The sequence below is a fragment of the Faecalicatena contorta genome (assembly GCF_001404335.1).
Classification (GTDB): domain Bacteria; phylum Bacillota; class Clostridia; order Lachnospirales; family Lachnospiraceae; genus Faecalicatena; species Faecalicatena contortus_B.
The window spans coordinates 1-24138 of the sequence record NZ_CYZU01000009.1; the positions used below are offsets into that span (position 1 = coordinate 1).

A 24138-nucleotide genomic window follows, 5' to 3' on the forward strand; every position below is an offset into this window, starting at 1 on the left:
CCCGCCTATCCGGCATCGGCTGTTCTAGAATCACTTAGCAGCATGGGTGCATATCGCAACGGCATATACAGCCCCAGCGCCTTCCCGGACTCCCTGTCATAAAGCGTCCCCATCCGTCGACCAGGCTAAAGCTAGCCGACTAAATCCCGATTTTATTAAAGTTATAGTTGAAATTATTTGAGAATAGAGTATAATGATTACTGTAAAACCTGGAAAGGGGAGCTTGCATGAAGCAGGCTGAGAGTAAGCTGTATTGCTTAGACCCATAACCTGATTTGGATAATGCCAACGTAGGGATACATTGAACTGCATTTTATGCGGATATGCCTTATTTTGGTGTATCCGCATTTTTACATTCAAAATAACGATACACAGGAGGTAGGTACCATGATGAGAGAATGTTTTGACAAAGTTAGAGAAAAGTCGCCGCTGGTGCATAATATTACCAATTATGTGACAGTAAATGATGTGGCGAACATCCTGCTTGCATGCGGCGGCAGCCCGATTATGTCGGATGAGCCGGAGGATGTGGTGGATATCACTTCAATCTGCGGCGGACTCAATATCAACATCGGGACACTGAACCAGCGGAGCATCCGCAGTATGTTCCTGGCGGGGGAGAAGGCCAATGAGCTGGGGCACACCGTGCTTCTGGATCCCGTGGGCGCAGGGGCCAGCGGCCTTAGGACCGGCACGGCGAAGGAACTGATGGCAAAGATAAAATTCGATGTAATCCGGGGAAATATTTCGGAGATCAAGACACTGGCTCAGGGGAGCGGTACGACAAAGGGCGTGGATGCCGATGTGGCGGATGCAGTGACGGAGGAGAACCTGGAGCAGGCGGCAGCCTTCGTAAAAGCCTTTTCAAAAAGCTGCGGCAGCATTGCAGCCGTGACCGGGGCCATTGATTTGGTCAGCGACGGAGAAACCTGCTATGTGATCCGCAACGGGCGTCCCGAGATGGGAAGGATTACGGGAACAGGATGCCAGCTGTCCGGTATGATGACCGCCTTTATCACGGCGAATCCGAATCATAAGCTGGAAGCGGCAGCGGCTGCAGTCTGCGCTATGGGGCTTGCAGGGGAGAGCGGATTTGCACGGATGCAGGACGGGGATGGAAATGCAACCTACAGGAACCGTATTATAGATGCCATTTATAATATGACGGGTGAAAAACTGGAAAGAGGTGCAAACTATGAAGTGCGCTAAAGAAGAGCTGCTCTTGTATGCAGTAACAGACAGAAGCTGGCTGGGAGAGTCCACACTTTACCAGCAGGTGCGGGATGCTCTGGAAGGCGGCGCTACATTTATCCAGCTGAGGGAAAAGGAACTGGAGACGGCGGCATTTCTGGAGGAAGCCAGAGAGATCAAAGCTCTGTGTAAAAAGTATCAGGTTCCTTTTGTCATCAATGACAGTGTAGAGATTGCCCTGGCCGTGGATGCGGATGGTGTGCATGTAGGCCAGAGCGATATGGAAGCGGGAGATGTGCGCAGGAGGCTGGGAGAAGATAAGATCATCGGCGTATCCGCCCAGACAGTAGAGCAAGCCCTTCTGGCCCAGGAACACGGGGCCGATTACCTGGGGGTCGGGGCTGTCTTTCCGACCGGCTCGAAGTCGGACGCGATAGAAGTGGATATGGAGACGGTCAAGGCAATCTGTGGGGCAGTGAATATTCCGGTTATCGCAATCGGCGGCATTGGGGCGGGCAATGTCATGGAGCTTGCCGGCAGCGGTATTTGCGGTATTGCGGTCATCAGCGCACTCTTTGCACAGCAGGATATTAAAGAAGCGGCGCGGGAACTGAAGGAATTAACGGAAAAGATGCTAAAGGCGCCTTTTGAGGACGCAGCTGTATCCGGGCTGCAGCAGAAAAGATGAGGCAGATACAGGGGGCAGTATTTGATGTAGACGGAACACTTCTGGACTCCATGGAAATCTGGGAGAATCTCAGCGAGAGATATCTGGAATCCATGGGTGTGAAACCAGAGCCGGGACTGAGCAGAATCCTGAACACGATGAGTACAAGGCAGGGAACGCAATATCTGATTGAACACTATGGGCTGCAGCTGGATATCCGGCAGGCCATGGAAGGGATCAATAAAATGCTGTACGGGTTCTACAGCTGCGAAGCCCCTCTCAAAGAAGGCGTGGCGGAATGCCTGGAAGAACTGAAAAGGCAGAAGATTCCTATGATTGTTGTGACTTCCAGTGACCGCGTGAATGTAGAAGCAGCGTTCACAAGACATGGAATTCTGTCCTATTTTCAGGAGATCCTGACCTGTTCGGAGATGCATACAGATAAGACAAAACCGGATATTTTCCTGGAAGCGGCACGCAGGCTGCAGGCAGCGCCTGCAGATATCCTGGTTTTCGAAGATGTTCTGCATGCCCTGAAAACGGCAGGAAAAGCAGGCTTTCAAACTGCTGCCGTTTTCGACAGATATAGTGCTGGACAGGAGAAGGAAATCAGAGAAACAGCCGATTATTATTTGAAAACATTTAAGGAATTCAGTACCTGCGCAGCAAAGTGCACGGTACGGTCTGAACAGTAACTGAATTCAGCCAGATCATAAGTTATTAAAATCAACAGACCCAGCGGCAGACCGGGGGCACCACTCTCTGCCGCTCTATAAAATTAATGCAGACATAAAGAAAGGAAACGAAAGATTATGAGAACAGCATTAACAATCGCTGGAAGTGATTCCAGCGGAGGCGCCGGCATCCAGGCAGATATTAAGACGATGACAGCAAATGGCGTGTACGCCATGAGTGCAATTACCGCTCTTACCGCTCAGAATACGACCGGCGTAACAGGAATTATGGAAGTAACACCAGAATTTTTAAAGGAGCAGATGGACTGTATTTTTACAGATATCCGGCCGGATGCAGTGAAAATCGGGATGGTATCATCATCTCCGCTCATAGAGGCGATTGCCGGCAAGCTGCTTGAGTATCGGGCAGAACATGTTGTTCTGGACCCGGTTATGGTAGCCACGAGCGGTTCCAGGCTGATCAGCGAAGACGCTGTGCAGACACTAAAAGAGAAACTGATTCCTCTGGCAGAGGTAATCACGCCTAATATACCAGAGGCAGAGGTTCTTTCCGGCATGCAGATTTTGTCAGAAGAGGACATGGAAAAAGCTGCCGCAGCAATCAGTACCCGATATCAGTGTGCGGTGCTCTTAAAAGGCGGTCACGAGTTAAACGACGCGAATGATTTATTACACAGCAGAGGACGTGCTCACTGGTTTTATGGTAAACGGATTGAAAATCCGAACACACACGGCACCGGATGCACGCTTTCCAGCGCCATTGCCTCCAATCTGGCAAAAGGATTTCCGATGGAGCAGGCAGTAGAACGCGCAAAAGATTATATATCCGGTGCCCTGGGGGCCATGCTGGATCTGGGGCAGGGCAGCGGGCCGATGAATCATGGTTTTGCAATAGATGGCAGCTTTACGGCGGAGGCACCTGAAGCAGAAATGGAGGTGGGCTAAACATGAAAACAAAACGAACATCTATTTTTGAAAACGGATTGATCTGGTTTGGCGCAGGGGTTTCTATTGCTGAGATCCTGACGGGGACCTACCTGGCCCCTCTGGGGTTTTCTAAGGGAGTGCTCGCCATTATACTGGGCCACGTCATTGGCTGTACCATGCTTTTCCTGGCCGGCCTGATTGGTGCTAAGACCAGAAAGAGTTCGATGGAAACCGTTAAGATGAGCTTTGGACAGAAGGGAAGCCTTTTGTTTTCGATCCTGAATGTGCTCCAGTTGGTGGGCTGGACATCCATCATGATATATGACGGAGCTCTGGCCGCCAATGGTGTTGTGAAGACAGGCGCCTGGGTATGGTGCCTTGTGATTGGAGCACTGATTATTCTTTGGATCGCAATCGGGATAACAAATCTTGGAAAGATTAATACAGTGGCAATGACAGCCCTGTTTATCCTGACCCTGATTTTGTGCAAGGTGATTTTCTTTGGAGGCGGAGCCCCCGGAATGATCAGTCCGGAGGGGATGACCTTTGGAGCGGCGGTAGAGCTTTCCGTTGCCATGCCGCTGTCCTGGCTGCCGCTGATCAGCGACTATACACGTGAGGCGGCAAAGCCGGTGAAAGCAACCGCGGTCAGCGCCATTGTCTATGGGATCGTAAGCTGCTGGATGTATACCATCGGTATGGGAGCCGCCATCTTTACCGGTGAAGGAAATATTGCCTCCATCATGGTGAAGGCGGGGCTGGGCATTGCCGGGCTTCTGATCATTATTTTTTCTACAGTTACAACCACGTTTTTGGATGCATACTCTGCGGGTGTATCCAGTGAATCTATTATCAAAGGAATCAGCCCAAAGCAGGTGGGAATCGTGGTGACAGTAGTTGGAACCGTGGCGGCAATTGCATTCCCCATGGATGATATCACAGATTTCCTCTACCTGATCGGTTCTGTTTTTGCCCCAATGATCGCCATCCAGATAGCAGATTTCTTCCTGTTGAAAAAGGACGAGAGCAGCAAAGCAGCAAATGTGCCGAATCTGGTTATATGGGTGATCGGATTTCTGGCTTACAGAGGGCTGATGCATGTAGATATGCCCGTGGGCAATACGCTGCCGGATATGCTGATCACGATTGTAATCTGCTTTGCAGTCAGAAAGGTTGCACTATTGGGAAAAAACACCTATAATGTGAATAGTGAGAATCCATAGTTATTGTTTACAGGTTTGACTGTGAACGGTAAAAGAGGGATAATCGGCAGCTTGGAGACAGGCTGCCGGTTCAATTATAAGGAGGTGGAAAAGAATGAGGATAAGTGCAGCATGTATCCAGTGCATGGTGGATAAACAGTCGGAAAACATAAAGGATTTTGAGGATGAGCAGATAAAATCAGCATATCTGAAGGAAGTCCTCCGCATAATTGGCAACAGCAGGGAAGAGGACACGACACCCGTTTTGTCGGCTTGCGTACAGAAGGCATATGAAAAATACTTTGGGGAAAGTATGGATTACAGCACAATTAAGCATTCTTTTAACAAGAAAATGCAGCTGGCGGAGGAGTGTATCAGGAAAGAAATCGAAGCCGCCCAGGATCCGCTTTCTTGTGCCCTTTCATTTGCAAGAACAGGAAATTACATAGACTTTGGCGCCCTGCGGGAAGTTGAAGACTCAGTTCTGGATATGCTGGTGCGTGAGGCGGGTAAAAAAGAGGTAGATAAGGATACGCTAAAACGCTTTGAAAGGGATTTGGAGAAAGGCGGCAGCCTGGTATATCTGACCGATAACTGCGGTGAGATCGTATTGGATAAGCTGCTGATCGAATTTTTGAAGAAGCAGTACCCGGCTCTTCGGATTACAGCAATTGTAAGAGGAGAGGCGGTAATCAATGATGCAACTGTTGAGGATGCAATTGAGACCGGACTAACAGATATCGTGCCCGTAATAGGAAATGGAACTGATATCCCGGGAACTTCCCTTTCTGATATCAGCGATGAGGCCTCCCGGCTGATTCACGGTGCTGATATGATTATATCCAAAGGGCAGGGAAATTTTGAGTCGCTTCATGGATGCGGGCTGAACATTTATTATCTTTTTCTATGCAAATGCGACTGGTTTGTTAAACGTTTCCGGATGGAGAAGAACGGAGGGATATTTATACACGAAAGCGCGCTTGGAGCGGGCGGTATCTATATTGCAAAGTAGAAGTGAAATTCTTGTAACAGTTCAGAATTGTCTGAACTGTTACAAATTCTTTCGCCTGTCATCTGAGAAGTCGCCCTATGAATCGTACTGATCCATCCACTCATTCAGGAGTGTACAGTACTTCTCATTTTCTTCCACAAAGCACATATGCCTGCATCCGTCAAATAATTCCCAACGTGAATTCGGGATCAGATCATACATGGTTTTGGCTACAAGCGGTGTGCAAAGGTCATTTGTACCGCTGATTATCAGTGCAGGTTCCCTCATATCTACGATCTTATCCCTGTATTCCCATCCGCCCAGGCTGCCGGTCGGGTTGTATTCATTCGGTCCCCAGCCTGCCACATAAGCCTCGGTTCCGGATTTTTTCGGACGGCGCAGGCATTCCGGTGAATCTTCAGTTACAGCTCCCGCACAGTGAAGCAGCATAAATCTGTCATTCGCGGCAAGATAAGCCGGATCATCAAAATCCCCGGTTACTTCCGCTTTTGCAATAGCATCCTGATCTTCCTGCGACATAAACCTGATCATACGGTGCTGTTCGTGAGCCCACAGCTCTGCGGCAGGCAGCGTGCTGGAGAGAATGACCGACTTTATCCCCTTAGGTTTGTAATCACAGAGATATTCAATTGCAAGCATGCCTCCCCAGGATTGTCCGAGCAGATGCAGTTCGTCCAAACCGAGATGCTTTCTCAGTTCAATCAGCTCGTTGTCCCATGTCTCGGAACACCATAACTCAGGATGGCCGTCCACATAAGAATTGCCGCAGCCAATCTGATCGTAGGAGATGATGGCGCGTCCCTCCTCCGCAAGCCTGTCCAGCACCTCAAAATAGTTGTGTGTGGATCCGGGTCCGCCGTGCAGTAAAACAAGCGGTTTCTTATTACCTTTGCATTCCCCAACAATGCGGTAATAAGTCTGATACCCTAGATAAGGCATATAACCTTCAATGACTTTCATATAAGTTCCTCCTTGCCGTTTTCGGCTTTTTCATACTTTTCGATTATAACAGACATAATAGGCACTTTCAATTCGGACTATGTGGATTCTTTTACAATCTATATGGGAAGTAATAACAAAAATGTTATAAAATGGATAAAAAACTCAAAAACCGGCTTTCTAAATTCATACAATTCTCTTGTTTTAGAACATCCGGTTTGGTAAAATAATAAGAATAAGATTTGAGATGATGAAATGGCGGACAGTTTATACCAAAAATACATCCAGATGCACAAAAATATACCCGTTGCGGAGATTGAGCTTGACAATGCTTCTGCTTCTGTTTCCGCCATTGGTGAAATATACGCACCGGCTCATGTTCCGGTTGGTATTGCCGTAAAAAAGGGCAGAATTGACCGCACCGCTCTCAATGAGTGGTGGAAAGGCAGGGCGTTTGTGGCCGTTGACAATCTTAGCGCCGATGTAGGGAAAGATATTGCTTACAGTGGCTCCGATAAGGAACTGGACAGATGATATATTTAGTGCGGTTGCTCTAGAGCGGGCAGCGTCATTTTGAAGTAAGGGATTGAGCGGAAGGCGGATACACGATGGGAAAATGCTCGCAAAAGACAAAACAGTTTCATAAGCAGAAGGTTGCCCTTATGATTATCACAATCGCAGCGGTCACCGGCTTTCCATATCTGCAAAAAGGCTTGTGCGGGTATTTCCCGGATCTAATGTACCACATGCTGCGGATTGAAGCGGTAAAAGATGCATTACTGGAAGGGGTGTTCCCTGTCCGTATCTATGAAAGATTCTTCAATGGATACGGCTATGGAAGCCCGTTGTTTTATCCGGATATTTTCCTGATTTTTCCAGCTTTACTCAGAATACTATCGGTTCCCCCCTTAGCAGTATGGAAAATATTCGCACTGTGCCTGACAGTTGGGACATCACTGACAAGTTACTTTTCTATAAAATACATTTGCCGGGACCGGGAATTTTCAATTGCGGCAGCCTTTATGCTGATGCTGTCCCAGTTTTACCTGGCAGATCTGTGCCATCGGGTCGGGCTGAGTGAATATCTCGCATTTATATTTATCCCGGTCTTGATTGCAGGAATTTATGATTTTTTTGTATATGGAGGAAGAAAAACATGGCTCATGGGAATCGGGTTTGCGGGGCTGCTTCTTTCACATACAATTATGACCTTCATCGGCGTGATACTTACGGTTCTTATATTTGTCAGAATGCTTTTTGTGCGCAGGGAGAATCTCTTTTTATTAGATATGGAACGTATGCGGAGACTATTTGTTACGGCGGGAGCAGTGATTCTTTGTACCGCATACTTTACGTTTCCCATGTTAGAGCAGATGATTTCGGGAACATTTCAATACATGACTCCATGGGCGAAGGTCGGAGATTATGTACAGCCCTTTTCTACATTTTTTAGGGTTACAGGATACTTCTCCCACATTGCATACGTAGGAATTGGAATTCCGATTCTGATTCTCCTCATTGTATGCCTTTTTTTGAAGAAACCGAAGAATAAATGGACAGCAGCTTTTTTTGTTGGGGGATGCGGGATGTTTTTACTGACAACACCGTTATTTCCGTGGGAAAAGCTGAATGATACCATTCTTAATATGATACAATTTCCTTATCGTTTTTATCCCTACGCGTTATTTTTTCTTATCGTAGGAATTACGATGATATTAGTAAAGAATTTCCCGACGGGAGTGAAAGGGCGCAAAGCAGTTTTAGTATTTGTGATCGCAGGTTCCGTGCTCGGGGGAATTGTGCAGAATGCAACGATTATAAGCAGTGAAGAGTCTAAGCAGATTGATGCCGCCTATCTGGAGGAGAATACGGGTTATGTGGGCGCAGGAGAATGGCTGCCACAGGGGCTTGACCCGGATGTGACCGGTTTGACGGCGGGTAAGACGGTCAAAGCAGATGAAGAACTAACGAACCAGAAGCTGAGGCATGAAGGAAAATACTATTATTTCACTACAGAGGATGATGCACATACGTATATACTTCCCCTGATGTACTATAAAGGCTATGAAGCATGGCTCTCTTGCGGGGACGGTTCCTCAGTCCGGCTTATGCTGGATAAATCAGATAATTCGCTTGTTCGTGTGCACAATACAGAGGGGAAAGAAGGGGAAGTACGGATAGAGTACGATGGGACTGCACTACAGAAGATTTCCAGTATCATCTCATTGGTAGCACTTTTGGGGATATTATTGTATATTGTGATAAGCCATATAAAAAAGGTGAATATTAATAACACGGAATAACGAATCAACTATTCTTAGAGGAGGGAAGACAATGAGTAAAAAGATTTTAGTGTTGGGCGGGAGTTATTTTGCAGGAAGAGTATTTGTAATGGTGGCATCTCAGCGAGGGTATGAGTTGACGGTGGTGAACAGGGGAAGATTCTCCGTGAAGTCCTATGAGAATGTAACAGAATATGCGAGTGACAGGCATGACTATCAGACGCTGTCCAAACTTCCGCTGGAAAAAGAATATGATGCGGTGGTGGATTTTTGCGCATATGCGCCGGGAGATATTGAGAACTTGTGGAATTACCTGCCGTGCAGCGCCCATAGATATATCTATATCAGTACTGCAGATGTACATGAGAAGACAGCAGGAATAAGGAATGAAGAGTCCCCAATGATGAGCGAAGGAGGAGCAGACCAGGTACAAAGCTATACATACAACAAAATGCTCTTAGAAAAGGAATTATTTGTAAGCGCAAGGCAGCATGAGGCTGAATATGTAGTCCTGCGTCCCACATTTATCTACGGCCCATTCAACTATGCGCCAAGGGAATCCTATTATATTAAGAAAATAATAGAGGGAACGCCCCTTCCGGTGCCGAAAGAAACTTCGGGTAAGTTCCAGATGGTCTTTGTAAAAGACGTGGCAAATGCGATTGTAAGCTGTATAGAAGAAGAGAAGGCGGCGAATCAGGCGTATATTTTGAGCGCCCCGGAAGTGCTGGATTATCATTCATTCATCCAGCTGCTCAGAGACATCAGCGATCTGCCGTTTACAGTAGAGGAAGTGCCGCTCAAAGAGATCACAGAAAAGAACATGCCCCTGCCATTCCCGCTTACCGAAGCGGATAATGAATTATTTGCCGGTGAAAAAATCACAAAGGATCTGCCTTTCCAGTACAGCAGTCTGCAGGAAAAAATGAAGTTTACATATCAGAACTTGCGCTCTGTGTACCAAAAATAAAATGAGTTGTCAATAAATCCCCAAATAAAGCATCCTTATGGGCGTGATCATTTTTTTATGTTTTTGGTTTATAAATTACCGTATGATGATTTTGAACAATCAGATCCAGTATGTTTTATCCGGTAAAAGCATTTTCCCCGAATGTAAGAATCGGATATATTATGCTGAGCATTTCTAAAAATAAAGTCCGGGACATGATTAATGTATATATGAAAGAGAATTCCCGGTTCTGGTTATCGGATGAGAATGGGAATTTTGTGCTGGGTACAGGAAGAGCGGACTAAAAAACGCCAGATATGAAGGCCTGATTTCCGTCAGCATTTCGCAGATAAAGGAAGAGCCGGTGAAGTGATGGTCTTGGGGCATCTGCACCTCGCCGTAGGCGACTTTAAATGGGCAGATGCCGTTACTGTGCACGCCCGTAGGGTGTGAACAGTAACATCATAAGCAGAAAATAATTTGTATGTGCCTAACGCCGTTGACGGACAAGCCCCCGCCTGTCTGCCAACGGCTCTTTTTATTTTATAAACTTTCCCCTGCCCCTGTAATAAGTCTGCAATATGTGGAGAGTATGATTGTTTTGTAAGGGGAGTTCCTCTTTACGCATTACGCAATAGGAAGTTATAATAAGCAGAAAGGAGAGTATATCGATGAAGGAAAAATGGAGCAGGTACAAAGTTGCACTGATGGCAGCAGGGCTTGTGAGCTGTATGACGGCTGCGCTGGGTGCAGGGATCGGCTGGTCTAATTCCATGGCAGAAAAGGACGTGGTGAAGGCTGCATCGAAGGAAGTCGAGGAGAATTTGATGGAGGGAGAAATTACATATTCACCTGGATGGAAGGATACGGATCTGTATCGAGACCATGTGGAAGATGCAGATCTCGGGAAGAAAACCTGCGAGAAGTTCGGCAAGGATTTCGAGACGCTGACTATGGGTGAGGTTACCCGGGAGATGACGAATTATGAGGAAGCACTCTGGCTTTTGAAGAATATCGGAGACTGTCCGCTGTATGCGAAACATGCAGAGAAAAAGGCGGACGGTACGACACAGTGGTCGCTGGAAGCCTATATCGGGGATATTTATGCATTTACCGGAGCTGAAAAAGTGATTGAGCAGTTCTGCCGTGAAAAAAGTATTAACGGAGATACCGCAGTTGTCTCGAATCTTTCCGAAGAAGATCTGATTGAGATCGGAATCAGGGCCTATAATACATCGGATCATCCCAAATAAGAGCGCTGCCTTAATGACACAGATATATCATAACAAAATGAGAAGAGGGACATCAATGGCAGATATTTTGATTGTTGAGGATGATAAGAGTATTAATGAACTAATCAGGCGAACCGTCCGGATGACCGGTCACAGGGGGCTTCCTGTCCATGACGGACGGGAGGCCTTAAAGGCCGTGGAGCAGAAGGCACCGGACTTGATTCTGCTGGATATGAACCTGCCTGACATCAGCGGATTTGAACTACTGAAGCACTGGAAACAAATTCCGGTGATCTGCGTGACTGCCAGGGGAGAGATTGAAGACAGGGTGAGAGGCCTTAACGACGGGGCAGAAGACTATATTGTGAAGCCCTTTGCAGTAGAGGAGCTTGTAGCCAGAATCCAGGCTGCTCTGAGACGCCGGCACAAGGAGCAGACATTTTACCGGCTGGGCAGTGTGGAAGTAGATACGGCGCAGGCCGTGGCCAGAAAAGACGGGATACCGGTGGAGCTGACAACCAGGGAATATGAACTTCTGAAGGTGCTCCTGGAGAATAAGAATATCGCACTGTCCAGGAACCGGCTTTTGGATCTGGCGTGGGGGATGGACTACTGTGGGGACGACAGGACTGTGGACGTTCATATCCGGCGTCTGCGGCAGAAACTGGGACTGGAAGATTACATCAGGACCATATTTAAATACGGTTACCGATTGGAGATATAACATGCAGTTATGGAAGAAAAACTTTCTGATTACATTTATGATGTTCCTGCTTATTATCTACGGAAGCCTGCTTCTTCTCCACGGCCTTCTCTACAGGAATGAGCTGGAGCAGTGGATATCCCGGGCCGTTTCAGAAGAAAAGGGAATTGCACTCTTTCTGCGGGAAATCCAGACTGATGAAGGTGAAACATCACGAATCAATTTGTCGTCGGTGTTTCGGAGTTATATGCTCTCGGGTGTGAAACTGAGAGTGGAGCAGGATGGGAGAATCAAAGCAGACCTTTTGCCGGCGGATCTGCCGAACGATAAACCTGTACAGATCATCGAGCATCAGAACATCTCCTATGTACTGATTCAGGACAGGCTGGAAAATGCGGGATCGGTCACAAAAATTGCATATATGGAAAGTATGGCTCCCCTGCAGCAGAATCAGCAGCGGCGTGCGCTTTTCATGGCTGGGATGGGGATACTTCTGTCTGCAGTTGTGGGGGGAATGCTGTACTTTACGATGAAGAGGATCAACCGGCCCGTCAGCCGGATCGCCCACGAGTTAAGGACTCCGCTCACGGGAATCCAGGGGTATGCGCAGTACCTGATGCTTGGAAATCTACGCGAAGAGGATCGTTTTTTTGCGGCACAGCAGATGGAACAAAGTGCGCGGGAAATGAATGATATCGTCGAAAAGCTGCTGATTATGGGCGGCGTGCGGGAAGGCAGGGTTCTGATGCAGAAGATAGATCTGGCCCGTATGTTAAATGATATTCAGAGTCTGTATCCATACATTGAGGTGAAATGCACACGGGATATCGTGCAGGGCGACAGGACACTGGTGCGGTGTATGCTGGAAAATCTGATCCAGAATGCGGCCGCCGGGGGCAGTCAGGTGAGAGTCAGTGCGGATGCTTACCGAATCACTGTGTGGAATGACGGCCAGGCAGTCAGTGGAAAGAAGCTGAAATGGATGAACAGAAGCCAGGGGACTCCGGCATCTTATACAGACCGGCATGGGTTTGGCATCAGTCTTTGTCATGACATTGCCGGCGTGCATGGCTGGAAATTGTTTTATAGATCATCTGAGGCGGATGGGACGACGGCGGAGATCCTGCTGTGAGTCCGGGGAAAGAGCCGGAAAACGATTGACGATAGTTATTTTCTATGCCAATCTATATAAAATGCATATTACCTGATAACATTCTTTTCATGCTATACTCTTTTCACACTACTAGGGAAAGGAAAATCAGCCATGAAAACAACAGAAATATTTAAAGAACATACCGTTTTGTCTTTTGAGGTTTTTCCACCGAAACGGACGGGGGCAGTAGACACCATATACAGTACCCTTGAGGAATTGCAGAAGCTGCATCCGGATTTTATCAGTGTTACGTATGGGGCGGGAGGGAGCGAGAACTGCAAGGCAACTCTTGAGATCGCATCGGCCGTTAAGAATAATTACCACATCGAGAGTGTGGCGCATCTGCCGTGTATTGGCCTGAGCAAAAAGGATGTCTTATCGCAGATCCGGCATTTTAAGGAGGCAGGGATAGAAAATATACTGGCTCTTCGGGGCGATATCCCAAAGGACGGAGAGATGAGCGGAGACTTCCGGTATGCCGGCGAGCTGATCGCTTTCATCCGGGAACACTGCAGCTTGAACGTGATAGCGGCCTGTTATCCGGAGGGGCACACAGAATCAGAAAATATTGCAGCGGACATCCGTAACCTGAAAACAAAAGTAGATGCCGGTGCAGATCAGCTGATCACACAGCTGTTTTTTGACAATGATTATTTTTACAGATTCAGGGAAAGATGTTTTCTGGCCGGAATCCATGTACCAATACAAGCCGGAATCATGCCGGTTGTCAATAAAAAACAGATCGAGCGCATGGTATCGCTGTGCGGTGTGCATCTGCCCCGCAAGTTTGCCGCAATGATGGAGCGCTACGAGCATAATCCGGAAGCAATGCGCGATGCGGGTATCGCCTACGCGGCAGACCAGATCATAGATCTGACGGCACAGGGCGTCGACGGGATTCATTTGTATACCATGAATAATCCTTACATAGCCGCAAAGATATATGAAGCGGTACACCGGGTGCTTGCAGCATAGAAAGAAGATACAGCGGCTACTGCAGCACAGGATATCCGTATTCCCCGATCAGTTTTTTCAACTCTGCGATATATTTTTTGGCGGCAGAGCTTAAGGGCGCCTTCTTGTTTGTGATGAGGCCGACACGCATGATTTCCCCGGTTTTTAATTTGACAGAAACGATATGATCACCGTTTAAATCACTGCTCAGCACGCCGGTACAGATCGTATAGCCGTTGAGTCCGATCAGCAGGTTGAACAGAGTTGCCCTGTCGCTGACATGGATGATTTTCCGGCGGGGTTCTGTACTTAGTATCTCTTCCGAAAAATAGAAGGAGTTGTATGTTCCCTGTTCAAATGTCAGGAAAGGATAGGGCTCCAGGTCTTCCAAAGTGACCTCTTCTGCTTTAGCAAGCGGATGGGCAGCGCTGACAAATACATGGGGGTGGGCATGAAAAAGCGGTGTAAATTCCAGCTGGTTTTCTCTGAGCAGCTTCTGCAATACTTTTTGATTGAAATCACTGAAATAAAGAACACCTACCTCACTCCGGTAATTGGCTACATCCTCGATAATCTCATAAGTTCTCGTCTCACGCAGTGTAAATTCATATTCCTCCGCATCCAGGGACGCAATCAGATGAACAAAAGCGTTGACTGCAAATGCATAATGCTGCGTGGATACGGAGCAGAGCTGCTTAGCCGGCTTCCTGTCTGTATATCTTAATTCCATCAATTCCGTTTGTTCGATAATCTGCCGTGCATAGGAGAGAAACTCCGTGCCGTCTGCGGATAAAGAGATCCCTTTAGGCGTGCGGTAAAATATCTCGATGCCATATTCCTGTTCCAGTTCTTTCACGGCAGCAGACAGACTGGGCTGCGAAATAAAAAGCTGCCGTGCGGCTTCCGTAATGGAACCGCATTCTACAATCTTAATTATGTATTTTAACTGTTGAATTGTCATAATATCACCTCATATTGAGAATATTCTAAAACATAATGAAGGAAAACACAAGGGAGTCTGCTATGCCGGTGGCTGGGGCTCCTGAATCATTTTTACAGAATCACATATGTTGAGCCTCCGGAACCAAACTGTGTTCTTACGCATAAAATAGCATAAGTGAACGAGATCAGGCCATCATAGAGGAGAATAAATTATGCAGGATCAGCAAAGATTCAGTAATGTTACAAAATCATACCTCTGCTGCTTTTACGGGATATTGGAGGAAATGATTGAGAATATGACAGGAGCAGCGCTTACGGACAGTCTTTCGCATAACTTCATCGTTCAGATGATTCCGCACCACAGAGCAGCAATTGAAATGTCACATAATCTGCTGCAGTATACCACTTGCGTGCCGTTACAGGACATTGCCCTAAATATCATAGAAGAACAGACAAAAAGCATCGGGAATATGCAGAATATACTTCAGTGCTGCAGTAAAGTGCAGAATTCACAGCAGGATATATGCTTATATCAAAATGCCTTTCAGCAGATTACGCAGACGATGTTCAGCCAAATGGAAAATGCCTGTGCAGCCAATAACATCAATGCTGATTTCATGCGTGAAATGATCCCGCACCACCAGGGCGCGATTCAAATGTCTCAGAATGTACTTCGCTTCGATATCTGTCCGGAGCTGGTTCCCATCCTGCAGGCAATCATAACATCACAGCGGGAGGGTGTAAATAAGATGGAGCGGCTGCTCCGATGTATCTGAATTTAACAAAGTGTAAAGGGGGATTCCGGCCGCGGGGATTATATGGTTACTGTCAGACCATGCCGCGTATCTTGGAATCTCCCTTTTATGCTGCTCTTGACTTTTGCAGGACAGAGGTGTAAAATTATGAAATCCTACAATTGTAAGATTAAGGAGGCGGCATGGGGAGAAGAAGAGCGGCTGTTATTTTTATAATGGTGATATTAGCCTTTGCGGGCATTATGCTGGTCTGGGGCATGGGAAAAGCACAACGGGAACCGGATTCTGGGGAGGAAGAGACGATCGATGTAAGAATGCTTCGCCCGGATGAGCGGGAGAGCACGGAGAATATGGAACCGGTCCTGATTACGATGGGCGAAGAAGAGAAGAGCAGGATACGTGAGACGGTCCTGCAGGCAGTGGCAGGCTGCGGTGATATTTACCAAAGTGTGGATAAGGGCAGTGCAGATAATGTTGTGCTGAAGGAGGAGGATATGCACCGGCTGGCAGTCTGCCTTGCCGGCCAGGGATATGCTTCGGCATGCAGTTCCAATGACTTTAATATGCAGGGCGCAGAAGCTTTGGATGAAGCGCTGAGGCAGGCAGAGCAGGGAAAGTCAGTATCAACGGAGTTTTTTACTGTCACCAAAAGCGGGACATTTGAGTGGAGGCAGTTGGAATTTGATGCAGGTGAGCTGGTGATGACCTATGCTTCGGCAGCGTGGGAAAAAGGCAGGGATGCGAACATTTCCTATATGGAAAAGGTTCGGATGTATGACTGGAGATATACGGAAAAGGGCTGGCTTATGCTGGAGAAAGCGAAGTCCAAAAACCATGAACTGGACATGCACAGCATGTACCGTGTACTGCCCCTTACAGAGGAGTGCAGGGAGTACTGCAGAAAATATATTGAGCCGGTAAAATATAAAACAAGCAATCTTTTCCTGACGGAATGGGATGAGGAGACGATGGATAAGCTTGTGTTCAATGATATATTTGATACCTTATATGAGATGGAATACGGGCAGGTCTACGATGACCGGCAGAGTCCGGGAAAGGTACCCGCTGCACTGTATGAGAGCGTAATAACATCCTGGTTACCGATATCAGCGGAGAAGCTGCAGCAGATGCCGGGATATCATGAAGAAGAGAAAAGCTATGACTGGACGGCTGTGGGACTATGGAATACGTCGCATCAATCGCAACAGGAACCTGAGGTTGTAGAGGTCAGGCATGAACCGGGCGGTACGGTGACATTGGTAGTGGATGCAGTATATATTCTGGAGGGGCAGGACGCCGCATTTACACATGAAGTGACGATGAAGCCTGATGAAAGCGGACATATGAAGTATGTGAGCAATCATATCCTGGAGGCCGGAAAAGACAGGATTCCTGACTACATACCAAGGATGGACTATAAGTAAAAGGAAAAAATAGGCTGATTTGGTTTAAACTGCGGCAGGTCTTTCTATAGCGGCGGGAACTGAAATCTTGCACGTTAGATATACTCAGGGTGGATACAAAAAGGAGCAGGCATAATGAAAAAGAATAGAATAAAAAAATGCTGCAGAAGTGGGCTGTTTATATTGGCAGGTTTTATACTTTCCTTATCCGGCTGTCAGGGACAGATGGAGCCGGCCCTGGAAGGCAGTCCGATTCAGTCCGGTGTGGATACGCACGATACAACTGAAAAACCAGACGGCCGGAAGAAACTGGAAGACAAAGAGATTCTCCGTGAGGCAGAAAATGCTGCCGGCCTGTATGAAAAAATATACAGGGAAGCACGGAGCAGCCAGGCACTGGACAGTCTGGCAACGAAGGATAAGATCTTAAAAAAGCTTGGAGATGCTGGATATTCTGCCGTGGATTGGGACAATCAACTGGACATGTACAATTTTAAATCTATGCAAGACTTCTGTACCCGTGCGGTACAGGGGGAAGCCGGAGATAAAGTCCTGCTGCGCCTGCTGGATGACGGAGGCCTGATCTGGTACAGCCTTAAGTCCGGTAAAAAAGAACTTAAGATAGATCGGTATGCCGTATCCTGGGTAAACGGCACATCTGCTGCCTCTTATCTGGATACATTTACGGCCTGTACATGGAATTATACAGAGAAAGGTTATTTATTATTTGAAAAATACCAGCCTCCGGGCTATGACGGTCCAACCGGCCATCATGCAGTGCGGATAGAACCGTTGGATCAGGAATGCCGGGAGTTGAACAGAAAATACATTCTGCCGATAGGGTATGAGGACAACAATCTGTTTTTAACAGACTGGTCAGAAAATGATTATGGTGAACTCAGTTTTGAAGATTTGTATGAAAAACTTTACGAGATAGAACATGGCCGCCGGGCCGATGCACACGATGATGAAATACGTGTAACGCAGCAGGAATTTGCGGAAGTGATGCAGCCCTGGTTCCGGGTAGATGAAGCGGTACTGCTAATCATGTCAGCATTTGATGCAGATGAAGGGAGCTATAAGTGGAAAGTGCGCGGTATGGGAGACTTTCCTTCCTGTATTCTGCCGGTTCCGGAGACGACCTCATACAGAGATAATGGGGACGGCACCCTTACGTTAAAAGTGGAGGCCGTCTGGGAAGACGAAAATACGGATTGTGCCTTTACACATGAGGTGACTGTACGCCCGGAAAGAGATGAAAAGTTTCAATACGTATCGAATCACATCCTTCCAACTCCGGATCAAAAAATCCCTCCATATATAAAAAGGAAAGGAGAATAAGATAATAGGATATTCGGATATCTGTCCTTGTACTTGCGGGCCGGATTTTGTATAATAATCTGTATATGTAAAATACTGAAATAAATTGGCGGGCGGGAGTCCGGCAAAGAAAGTGAGGGAGTCATGAAGGTATTAAATTTAGGTTCTTTAAATCTGGACTACGTTTATTCGGTTGACCATATGGTGTTACCAGGTGAAACGCTGAGTTCTTATGGAATGGAGACATTTTGCGGGGGCAAGGGGCTTAATCAGTCCATCGCGCTTGCAAGGGCAGGTGCAGAGGTATATCATGCCGGACTTGTAGGAGACGGCGGGGAGATTCTGATTGATACCTGCAGAGAAGCGGGCGTGCACACAGACTTTATTCAAAAACTGGAGGGACCGTGCGGACATACCATAATCCAGGTTGACAAAAACGGCCAGAACTGCATCCTCCTGTACGGCGGATCAAACCAGAAGATGACAAAAGAATACATAGATACAGTACTCGGACATTTTGACAAAGGGGACATCCTATTGCTGCAGAATGAGGTGAACCTTGTAGACTACATGATTGACCAGGCCTATGCAAAACAGATGATGATCATTTTGAATCCATCTCCATATAACAGCGCCCTGGATACCTGCGACTATTCCAAAGTGTCCATGTTCCTTATGAACGAAATAGAAGGAGCACAGGTAACAGGAAAGCAGGAGCCGGAAGAGATCCTGCAGGAGCTGAGAGAACGGTATCCCACAGTAAAAACCGTGCTCACACTCGGAGGCGACGGCGCAGTTTACCAGGACGGTGACAGCATCTGCCGTCAGGCAATCTTCCCCGTAAAAGCAGTGGACACCACCGCAGCCGGAGATACCTTCACCGGATATTTCATCACATCCATCATAGAAAAAATGGAACCGTCCGAGGGGCTGAAACTCGCGGCAAAAGCATCCTCAATCGCGGTATCCAGGGCGGGGGCAGCTGCCTCCATCCCGGCACGCGCAGAGGTGGTGGTTTAAGGGGGAGGCGGTATTAGCGGCTGAGAGGTCGCCTGTCTGTAACGGCACTCCTGCCGCAGCCCGGGAAACTTTCCTGCCCCTTCTGACGGCAGCCCATTTGCCAAGTATCACTAGATAAAAACCACACCGGATTGGGAGGCACCGGCGGCATTCACCCCGCAATTCTGATGAATTGCGCGGCTCAGGCCGCCTTAAATGCTGCTTCGGAAGCAGCATTTAGCCTCCCAATCCGGTGTGGTTTTTATCTAGTGATACTACGGCACATTCTATGCCGTCAAAAGGGGCAGGAAAGTTTCCCGGGCTGCGGCAGGAGTACCGTTACAGACAGGCTGCGTTCATCAAGGCGCAGGAAAACCCGCTCCATGGAGGCAACCTGACGGGGCAGCGGATGGAGTTGGATAAGGGCATACGATACCCCCATAGGAAGTAAAATAGAGGAGTTACTGCTGGGCACGCTATATTCCGATAAACTCCCCCTTTCATGCAGCCCGGCCCCTACAACCAGCATCCGTTGCTCTCGTCCAGAAGCCCCATCCGGCAGGGAGATCTTTTCCTACCGATTGGATGCGTCAAGCTAAGTGAAAGGCGGGCCTGGTTCCCGCACAAATTACAAAAAAAGATTGTATTCTGCGCGTTAATTCGATAAAATAAGTATAGTGTCGGCAAAAGCAGACGCGTCCATATCTGTATTTTCCCGTTTTTTCGCCCCGGAGAACGCCTGCCATACATATTTCCGGGAGAGAGGCTGTGCGGTGAAGTATCCATGGAGATACCCCGCACCTGGCGCCATGCGGACGGGCCTTCAGCAGAACTGCAGAATCAGGTATCCACAGGAACATCCCGTTATTTATACCTTGTGGGCGGTGCAGGAGCAAAACTTTGGAATAAGATACAGGAATAAAAATGAGAGAGAGGTTGATTTATGGACGGTTCAATGTTTATCGGAACATGGTGGTCTTTGGTACCGCCGCTTTTAGCCATTATTCTGGCTTTTGTAACAAAAGAGGTTTACAGCTCTTTATTCATCGGTGTTGCGGTGGGAGCGTTGCTGTACACCGGGTTCCAGCCGTGGGATTCTTTTGTTGCATTTTTTGATATCATGAAGAGCAGTATGAATCTGAATATTCTGATATTCGATGTACTGCTTGGTATGATTATCGTGTTGATGGCGAAATCAGGAGGGTCTGCCGCCTATGGAAACTGGGCGGGGAGCAAGATTAAGACGAAGAAGAGTGCGCTTCTTGCTACATCGGGCCTGGGTCTTCTGATTTTCGTGGACGATTATTTTAACTGCCTGACCGTTGGTTCTGTTATGAGGCCGGTAACGGACAGGTATAAAGTTTCCAGGGCTAAGCTGGCGTATATCATTGATGCCACAGCGGCGCCGGTCTGTATTATCGCTCCGATTTCAAGCTGGGCTGCAGCAGTGAATTCTTATGTTCCTGAGGATGCTGGTATCACAGGTTTCCAGTTGTTCTTAAGAACGATACCTTACAATTTATATGCATTGCTGACGATTGCCATGGTGTTCTTTATTATCATCTCAGGTTTTGATTTCGGCCTAATGAAGAAACATGAGGACAATGCGGCAAAAGGGGATTTGTTTACAACAGGTGCGGAAGAGTTTGATCAGATCAAGGAGGAGACTTCTTCTGCAAAGGGAAGAGTTATTGATTTGGTACTTCCTGTTGTAGTGTTGATTATTTCGGCCATAGGGGCTATGATATTTACCGGTTTTCAGGGCGGCGCCACGGGCGTAGTCGATGCATTTGCGGGATGTGATGCGGAGACAAGCCTGATCTTTGCGACCATGCTGACTATTATATTTATGCTTCTTTTATATCTGCCGCGAAAGGTAATTACATTCAGGGGCTTTATGGACAGTTTTGTGGAAGGGTTCAAGCTGATGATTCCGGCAGTTGCGATTCTAATCTTTGCATGGTCTCTGAAAGGAATGGGCGATGCGCTTGGTATTGCTGATTTTGTAGGCGGTATAGTAGGGGCAAATGCATCCGCAAGCGTGGCAATCCCGGCAATTATGTTTGCAGTGGCAATTTTCCTGGCATTTTCTACGGGAACATCCTGGGGAACTTTCGCAATCCTTGTACCGATCGTTGTTGCCATGTTCTCTTCCGCTAATAATATGGAAATGATGGTTATTGCTGTATCTGCAGTTCTGGCAGGCGCAGTGTGCGGAGACCATATTTCTCCGATCTCAGATACGACAGTTATGTCCTCGGCAGGGGCACAGAGCAATCATATCAATCACGTATCGACGCAGATGCAGTATGCGATGGTTGTTGCAATCGTTTGCGTGGTTGGTTATATTATTGCCGGATTTGTAAAGGTATGGTGGATTACGTTGTTGCTGAGCCTTGCAATTCTGTTTATTGTTTTGTCACTCATGAAAAAGTTTACGCCGAAATGCGATGTGGTGAATGCAGATGATTAAACTTGAGGTACCTTACATAGACCAAAGTGTCAAATACCCGACAGGGTGTGAGAGTGTATCAGCAGTTATGCTGCTCCAGTATCTGGGGTATTCTATAACTGTGGACGAGTTTATTGAAAAATATCTGGAGCTTGGGAAGCTGGAAGAGCAGGATGGAGAGCTTTACGGACCAAATCCTAACGAATGCTTCTGTGGAAGCCCTTATGACGAAGAATCCTTTGGCTGTTATGCGCCGGTCATCAAAAATGCACTGGAGAAAGCGGTTGGAGATTCCTACCAAGTCATAGATGAGACAGGGACTCCGATTGAGAAACTGCTGAAAATGTACATTGACCAGGGAATGCCCGTTGTTTTCTGGGCATGTATCAACATGCGTGAACCAATTACCGGCCCATGCTGGAAGCTAAGGGGCTGCGGCAGCGAGTTTACCTGGATATCCAACGAGCACTGTATGCTGCTGGTAGGTTATGATGAGGAAGGATATTATTTTAATGATCCCTATGACAATAATGGGGTGATCCGCTATGCAAAAGATGTAGTGGAGGATCGTCATGCGGCACAGCATTCAATGGCTGTGGGGCTTAGGAAAGTGAGAGTAGAATAGAAAACAGGAGGGAATCTGCGGCGTATGCCTTCAGATTCCCTCCTGTTCCTAATTATAAAAGCTGTATTCCGTTCTCCAAAGCCAGGTTCAGCACATCTTCGGGCCAGATGGAAGACTGTACCTCTCCGATGTGGGCCTTGCGCAGATAATACATACAGATTCGGGACTGCCCAATTCCGCCGCCCACGGTATAGGGAAGCTCTCCGGCAAGGAGCGCCTTCTGAAAAGAAAGTTCGGCCCGATCTTCACAGCCTGCAAGCTTTAACTGCTTTCTCAAAGCGTCCTCATCGACACGGATTCCCATGGAGGAAAGTTCCAGACCGATATCCAGTACCGGATAGTAGACGATGATATCCCCGTTCAGTTCCCAGTCATCATAATCCGGGGCACGGCCGTCATGCTTTTGGCCGGAAGCCAGTGTCTTTCCGATCTGGGAAATAAACACGGCTTTTTTAGCCTTGGCGATCAAATGTTCTCTTTCTTTCGGCGGCTTGCCCGGATACATCTCTTCCAGCTCCTGGGCTGTTATGAAGTAAATATCATCCGGCAGCAGGGGCTCTATGTAATTATAGCGCCTGGAAATGAAATCTTCTGTCTCCTTCAATGCGCCGTATACTTTGCGAACTGTATATTCCAGCGTTTCCGTATTGCGTTCTTCTTTCGAGATGATTTTTTCCCAGTCCCACTGGTCCACATAGAGGGAGTGGATGTTATCGGTATCCTCATCCCTGCGGATCGCGCTCATATCCGTGTATAACCCTTCTCCGGAATGAAAATCATAATGCTTCAGTGCATACCTTTTCCATTTTGCAAGAGAATGCACGATCTCAGCGGGGGCATCCTCCTGTTCCCTGATTCCGAAGGAAACGGGACGTTCCACGCCGTTTAAGTTGTCATTCAGCCCGGATTCGGGGCGGACAAAAAGCGGTGCGGACACACGGGTTAAATGAAGTGACTTTGCCAGTGAACGCTCGAAATGGTCTTTTATTTCTTTGATGGCGACTTCGGTTTCCCGTATGGTAAGGGGAGAGCGGTACCCCTGGGGAATTGTCAATTGTTCCATAATATAAACTCCTTTGTTATTTTCTATACATTAATATTATTGAAAATCCGATATTCCTATTCTACATTCTCATGATAAAGAAGTCAATGAGGAGTGAAGAATGATAAATTAACAGATAATTGGAAGATTATATGACAAATAACTAAAAATATGTTGACAATGAAAGAGATAAATGTTATTATTATAACAAGAATAAAACTGATTGAACAATCATTTAAAAAGAAGAAGTAATCTTGTAAAACAAGAGGAAAATTCTTCGTAAATGAAAGCTCAATACAGTTTTAGCTTATCGGATCACAGTGAATGGTTAGAAAAGAGAGATGGAGAAATTATCATAATGACGAGAAAGTTATGAGAGAAGTAAAATCCATCAGGGAGAGAAGATCAGAGAATCTAAGTCCGGTAAGGAAGTCTAAGAATAGGAGGTACGGTCCGCCAGCATACTTAATTTAAAAACCAAACCCTATCAAAAGATAGAGAAAGAGGTAAAAAAAGAATGATAGAGATATCAGAATAGAGATGGGTGTTAATCATTATTAGGTTAGCATCCATCTTTATATTGTATATTTTAAGGAATGTTGTTAAAATAAGATAGGTACAGGTTTGGACGTGTTTAAGATTCATGGTTGCAAAATGGAGTGGCTTTTGCGGCAATGAATTTTCAAACATACCC

At 47.0% G+C, this 24138-nt stretch carries 23 protein-coding genes and 1 riboswitch; of the genes, 20 read left to right on the top strand and 3 right to left on the bottom strand.

Going from position 1 to position 24138, the window contains the following annotated elements; all coding sequences use genetic code 11:
* The first annotated feature begins 205 nt into the window (after positions 1-205).
* Positions 206-314, top strand: a riboswitch (TPP riboswitch).
* Positions 315-387: 73 nt separating this feature from the next.
* From thiM to ARB69_RS06205, 6 genes are all read left to right on the top strand, one after another.
* Positions 388-1209, top strand: coding sequence for a hydroxyethylthiazole kinase (thiM, locus tag ARB69_RS06180; protein WP_055151982.1), 822 nt, complete (start codon positions 388-390; stop codon positions 1207-1209).
* Entirely contained in the window at positions 1196-1879 is a 684-nt protein-coding gene (gene thiE, locus ARB69_RS06185; RefSeq protein ID WP_055151985.1) for a thiamine phosphate synthase, read from the top strand. Before thiM ends, thiE begins: the two co-directional genes overlap by 14 nt.
* A complete protein-coding gene (locus tag ARB69_RS06190; RefSeq protein WP_050639527.1) occupies positions 1876-2553 on the top strand; it encodes an HAD family hydrolase in 678 nt (225 codons plus the stop codon). Before thiE ends, ARB69_RS06190 begins: the two co-directional genes overlap by 4 nt.
* A gap of 117 nt (positions 2554-2670) precedes the next feature.
* A complete protein-coding gene (gene thiD, locus ARB69_RS06195) occupies positions 2671-3498 on the top strand; it encodes a bifunctional hydroxymethylpyrimidine kinase/phosphomethylpyrimidine kinase (protein WP_050639528.1) in 828 nt (275 codons plus the stop codon).
* Between the two features lie 2 nt (positions 3499-3500).
* A complete protein-coding gene (gene cytX, locus ARB69_RS06200; RefSeq protein ID WP_050639529.1) occupies positions 3501-4703 on the top strand; it encodes a putative hydroxymethylpyrimidine transporter CytX in 1203 nt (400 codons plus the stop codon).
* 94 nt (positions 4704-4797) lie between these two features.
* Positions 4798-5694, top strand: a complete 897-nt coding sequence (locus ARB69_RS06205; RefSeq protein WP_055151988.1) for a damage-control phosphatase ARMT1 family protein — start codon at positions 4798-4800, stop codon at positions 5692-5694.
* Between the two features lie 75 nt (positions 5695-5769).
* On the opposite strand, the gene pepI is transcribed toward ARB69_RS06205, so the two are convergent.
* Positions 5770-6654 carry a proline iminopeptidase gene (gene pepI / locus ARB69_RS06210; RefSeq protein WP_050639531.1) on the bottom strand — a complete coding sequence of 295 codons (885 nt, stop codon included), beginning with the start codon at positions 6652-6654 and terminating at the stop codon, positions 5770-5772.
* Between the two features lie 234 nt (positions 6655-6888).
* Here pepI and ARB69_RS06215 point away from each other — a divergent pair, with 234 nt between their 5' ends.
* The 8 genes from ARB69_RS06215 (at position 6889) to metF (ending at position 13927) form a co-directional block, all read left to right on the top strand.
* On the top strand, positions 6889-7167 hold the full coding sequence (locus ARB69_RS06215; RefSeq protein ID WP_055151992.1) for a hypothetical protein: 279 nt from the start codon (positions 6889-6891) through the stop codon (positions 7165-7167).
* Between the two features lie 74 nt (positions 7168-7241).
* Positions 7242-8936: a hypothetical protein gene (locus tag ARB69_RS06220; RefSeq protein ID WP_055151995.1), complete on the top strand. Its 1695-nt coding sequence runs from the start codon at positions 7242-7244 to the stop codon at positions 8934-8936.
* Positions 8937-8967: 31 nt separating this feature from the next.
* Positions 8968-9885 (top strand): NAD-dependent epimerase/dehydratase family protein, encoded by a 918-nt coding sequence (locus tag ARB69_RS06225; protein WP_055151998.1) that lies wholly within the window; start codon positions 8968-8970, stop codon positions 9883-9885.
* A gap of 110 nt (positions 9886-9995) precedes the next feature.
* Positions 9996-10169 (top strand): hypothetical protein, encoded by a 174-nt coding sequence (locus ARB69_RS26640; protein WP_156320695.1) that lies wholly within the window; start codon positions 9996-9998, stop codon positions 10167-10169.
* A gap of 366 nt (positions 10170-10535) precedes the next feature.
* Complete coding sequence (locus tag ARB69_RS06230; protein ID WP_055152001.1) at positions 10536-11117, top strand: hypothetical protein; 582 nt, start codon at positions 10536-10538, stop codon at positions 11115-11117.
* Between the two features lie 55 nt (positions 11118-11172).
* On the top strand, positions 11173-11820 hold the full coding sequence (locus tag ARB69_RS06235) for a response regulator transcription factor (protein WP_055152003.1): 648 nt from the start codon (positions 11173-11175) through the stop codon (positions 11818-11820).
* 1 nt (position 11821) lies between these two features.
* On the top strand, positions 11822-12931 hold the full coding sequence (locus ARB69_RS06240) for a sensor histidine kinase (protein ID WP_055152006.1): 1110 nt from the start codon (positions 11822-11824) through the stop codon (positions 12929-12931).
* Positions 12932-13063: 132 nt separating this feature from the next.
* A complete protein-coding gene (gene metF, locus ARB69_RS06245; RefSeq protein WP_055152010.1) occupies positions 13064-13927 on the top strand; it encodes a methylenetetrahydrofolate reductase [NAD(P)H] in 864 nt (287 codons plus the stop codon).
* Between the two features lie 16 nt (positions 13928-13943).
* Here metF and ARB69_RS06250 read toward each other — a convergent pair whose 3' ends face one another.
* The gene (locus ARB69_RS06250; protein ID WP_050639539.1) at positions 13944-14867 is read right to left on the bottom strand and encodes a LysR family transcriptional regulator; all 924 of its coding nucleotides are present in this window, start codon (positions 14865-14867) and stop codon (positions 13944-13946) included.
* Positions 14868-15060: 193 nt separating this feature from the next.
* Between ARB69_RS06250 and ARB69_RS06255 the strand changes: the two genes are divergently transcribed.
* The 6 genes from ARB69_RS06255 to ARB69_RS06285 all read left to right on the top strand — a co-directional run bounded on the left by ARB69_RS06255 (position 15061) and on the right by ARB69_RS06285 (position 22402).
* Positions 15061-15624: a DUF305 domain-containing protein gene (locus ARB69_RS06255; RefSeq protein ID WP_050639540.1), complete on the top strand. Its 564-nt coding sequence runs from the start codon at positions 15061-15063 to the stop codon at positions 15622-15624.
* A gap of 161 nt (positions 15625-15785) precedes the next feature.
* On the top strand, positions 15786-17027 hold the full coding sequence (locus ARB69_RS06260) for a DUF6070 family protein (RefSeq protein WP_050639541.1): 1242 nt from the start codon (positions 15786-15788) through the stop codon (positions 17025-17027).
* Positions 17028-17141: 114 nt separating this feature from the next.
* Positions 17142-18347: a DUF6070 family protein gene (locus tag ARB69_RS06265; protein ID WP_050639542.1), complete on the top strand. Its 1206-nt coding sequence runs from the start codon at positions 17142-17144 to the stop codon at positions 18345-18347.
* Positions 18348-18470: 123 nt separating this feature from the next.
* Positions 18471-19346: a ribokinase gene (locus ARB69_RS06270; protein WP_050639543.1), complete on the top strand. Its 876-nt coding sequence runs from the start codon at positions 18471-18473 to the stop codon at positions 19344-19346.
* Positions 19347-20268: 922 nt separating this feature from the next.
* Positions 20269-21798 (top strand): Na+/H+ antiporter NhaC family protein, encoded by a 1530-nt coding sequence (locus tag ARB69_RS06280; RefSeq protein ID WP_050639546.1) that lies wholly within the window; start codon positions 20269-20271, stop codon positions 21796-21798.
* Complete coding sequence (locus tag ARB69_RS06285) at positions 21791-22402, top strand: C39 family peptidase (RefSeq protein ID WP_242857544.1); 612 nt, start codon at positions 21791-21793, stop codon at positions 22400-22402. Before ARB69_RS06280 ends, ARB69_RS06285 begins: the two co-directional genes overlap by 8 nt.
* Positions 22403-22454: 52 nt before the next feature.
* Here the strand turns inward: ARB69_RS06285 and asnA are convergent, their stop codons facing one another.
* Positions 22455-23465 (bottom strand): aspartate--ammonia ligase, encoded by a 1011-nt coding sequence (gene asnA / locus ARB69_RS06290; protein ID WP_050639547.1) that lies wholly within the window; start codon positions 23463-23465, stop codon positions 22455-22457.
* Positions 23466-24138: the final 673 nt, after the last annotated feature.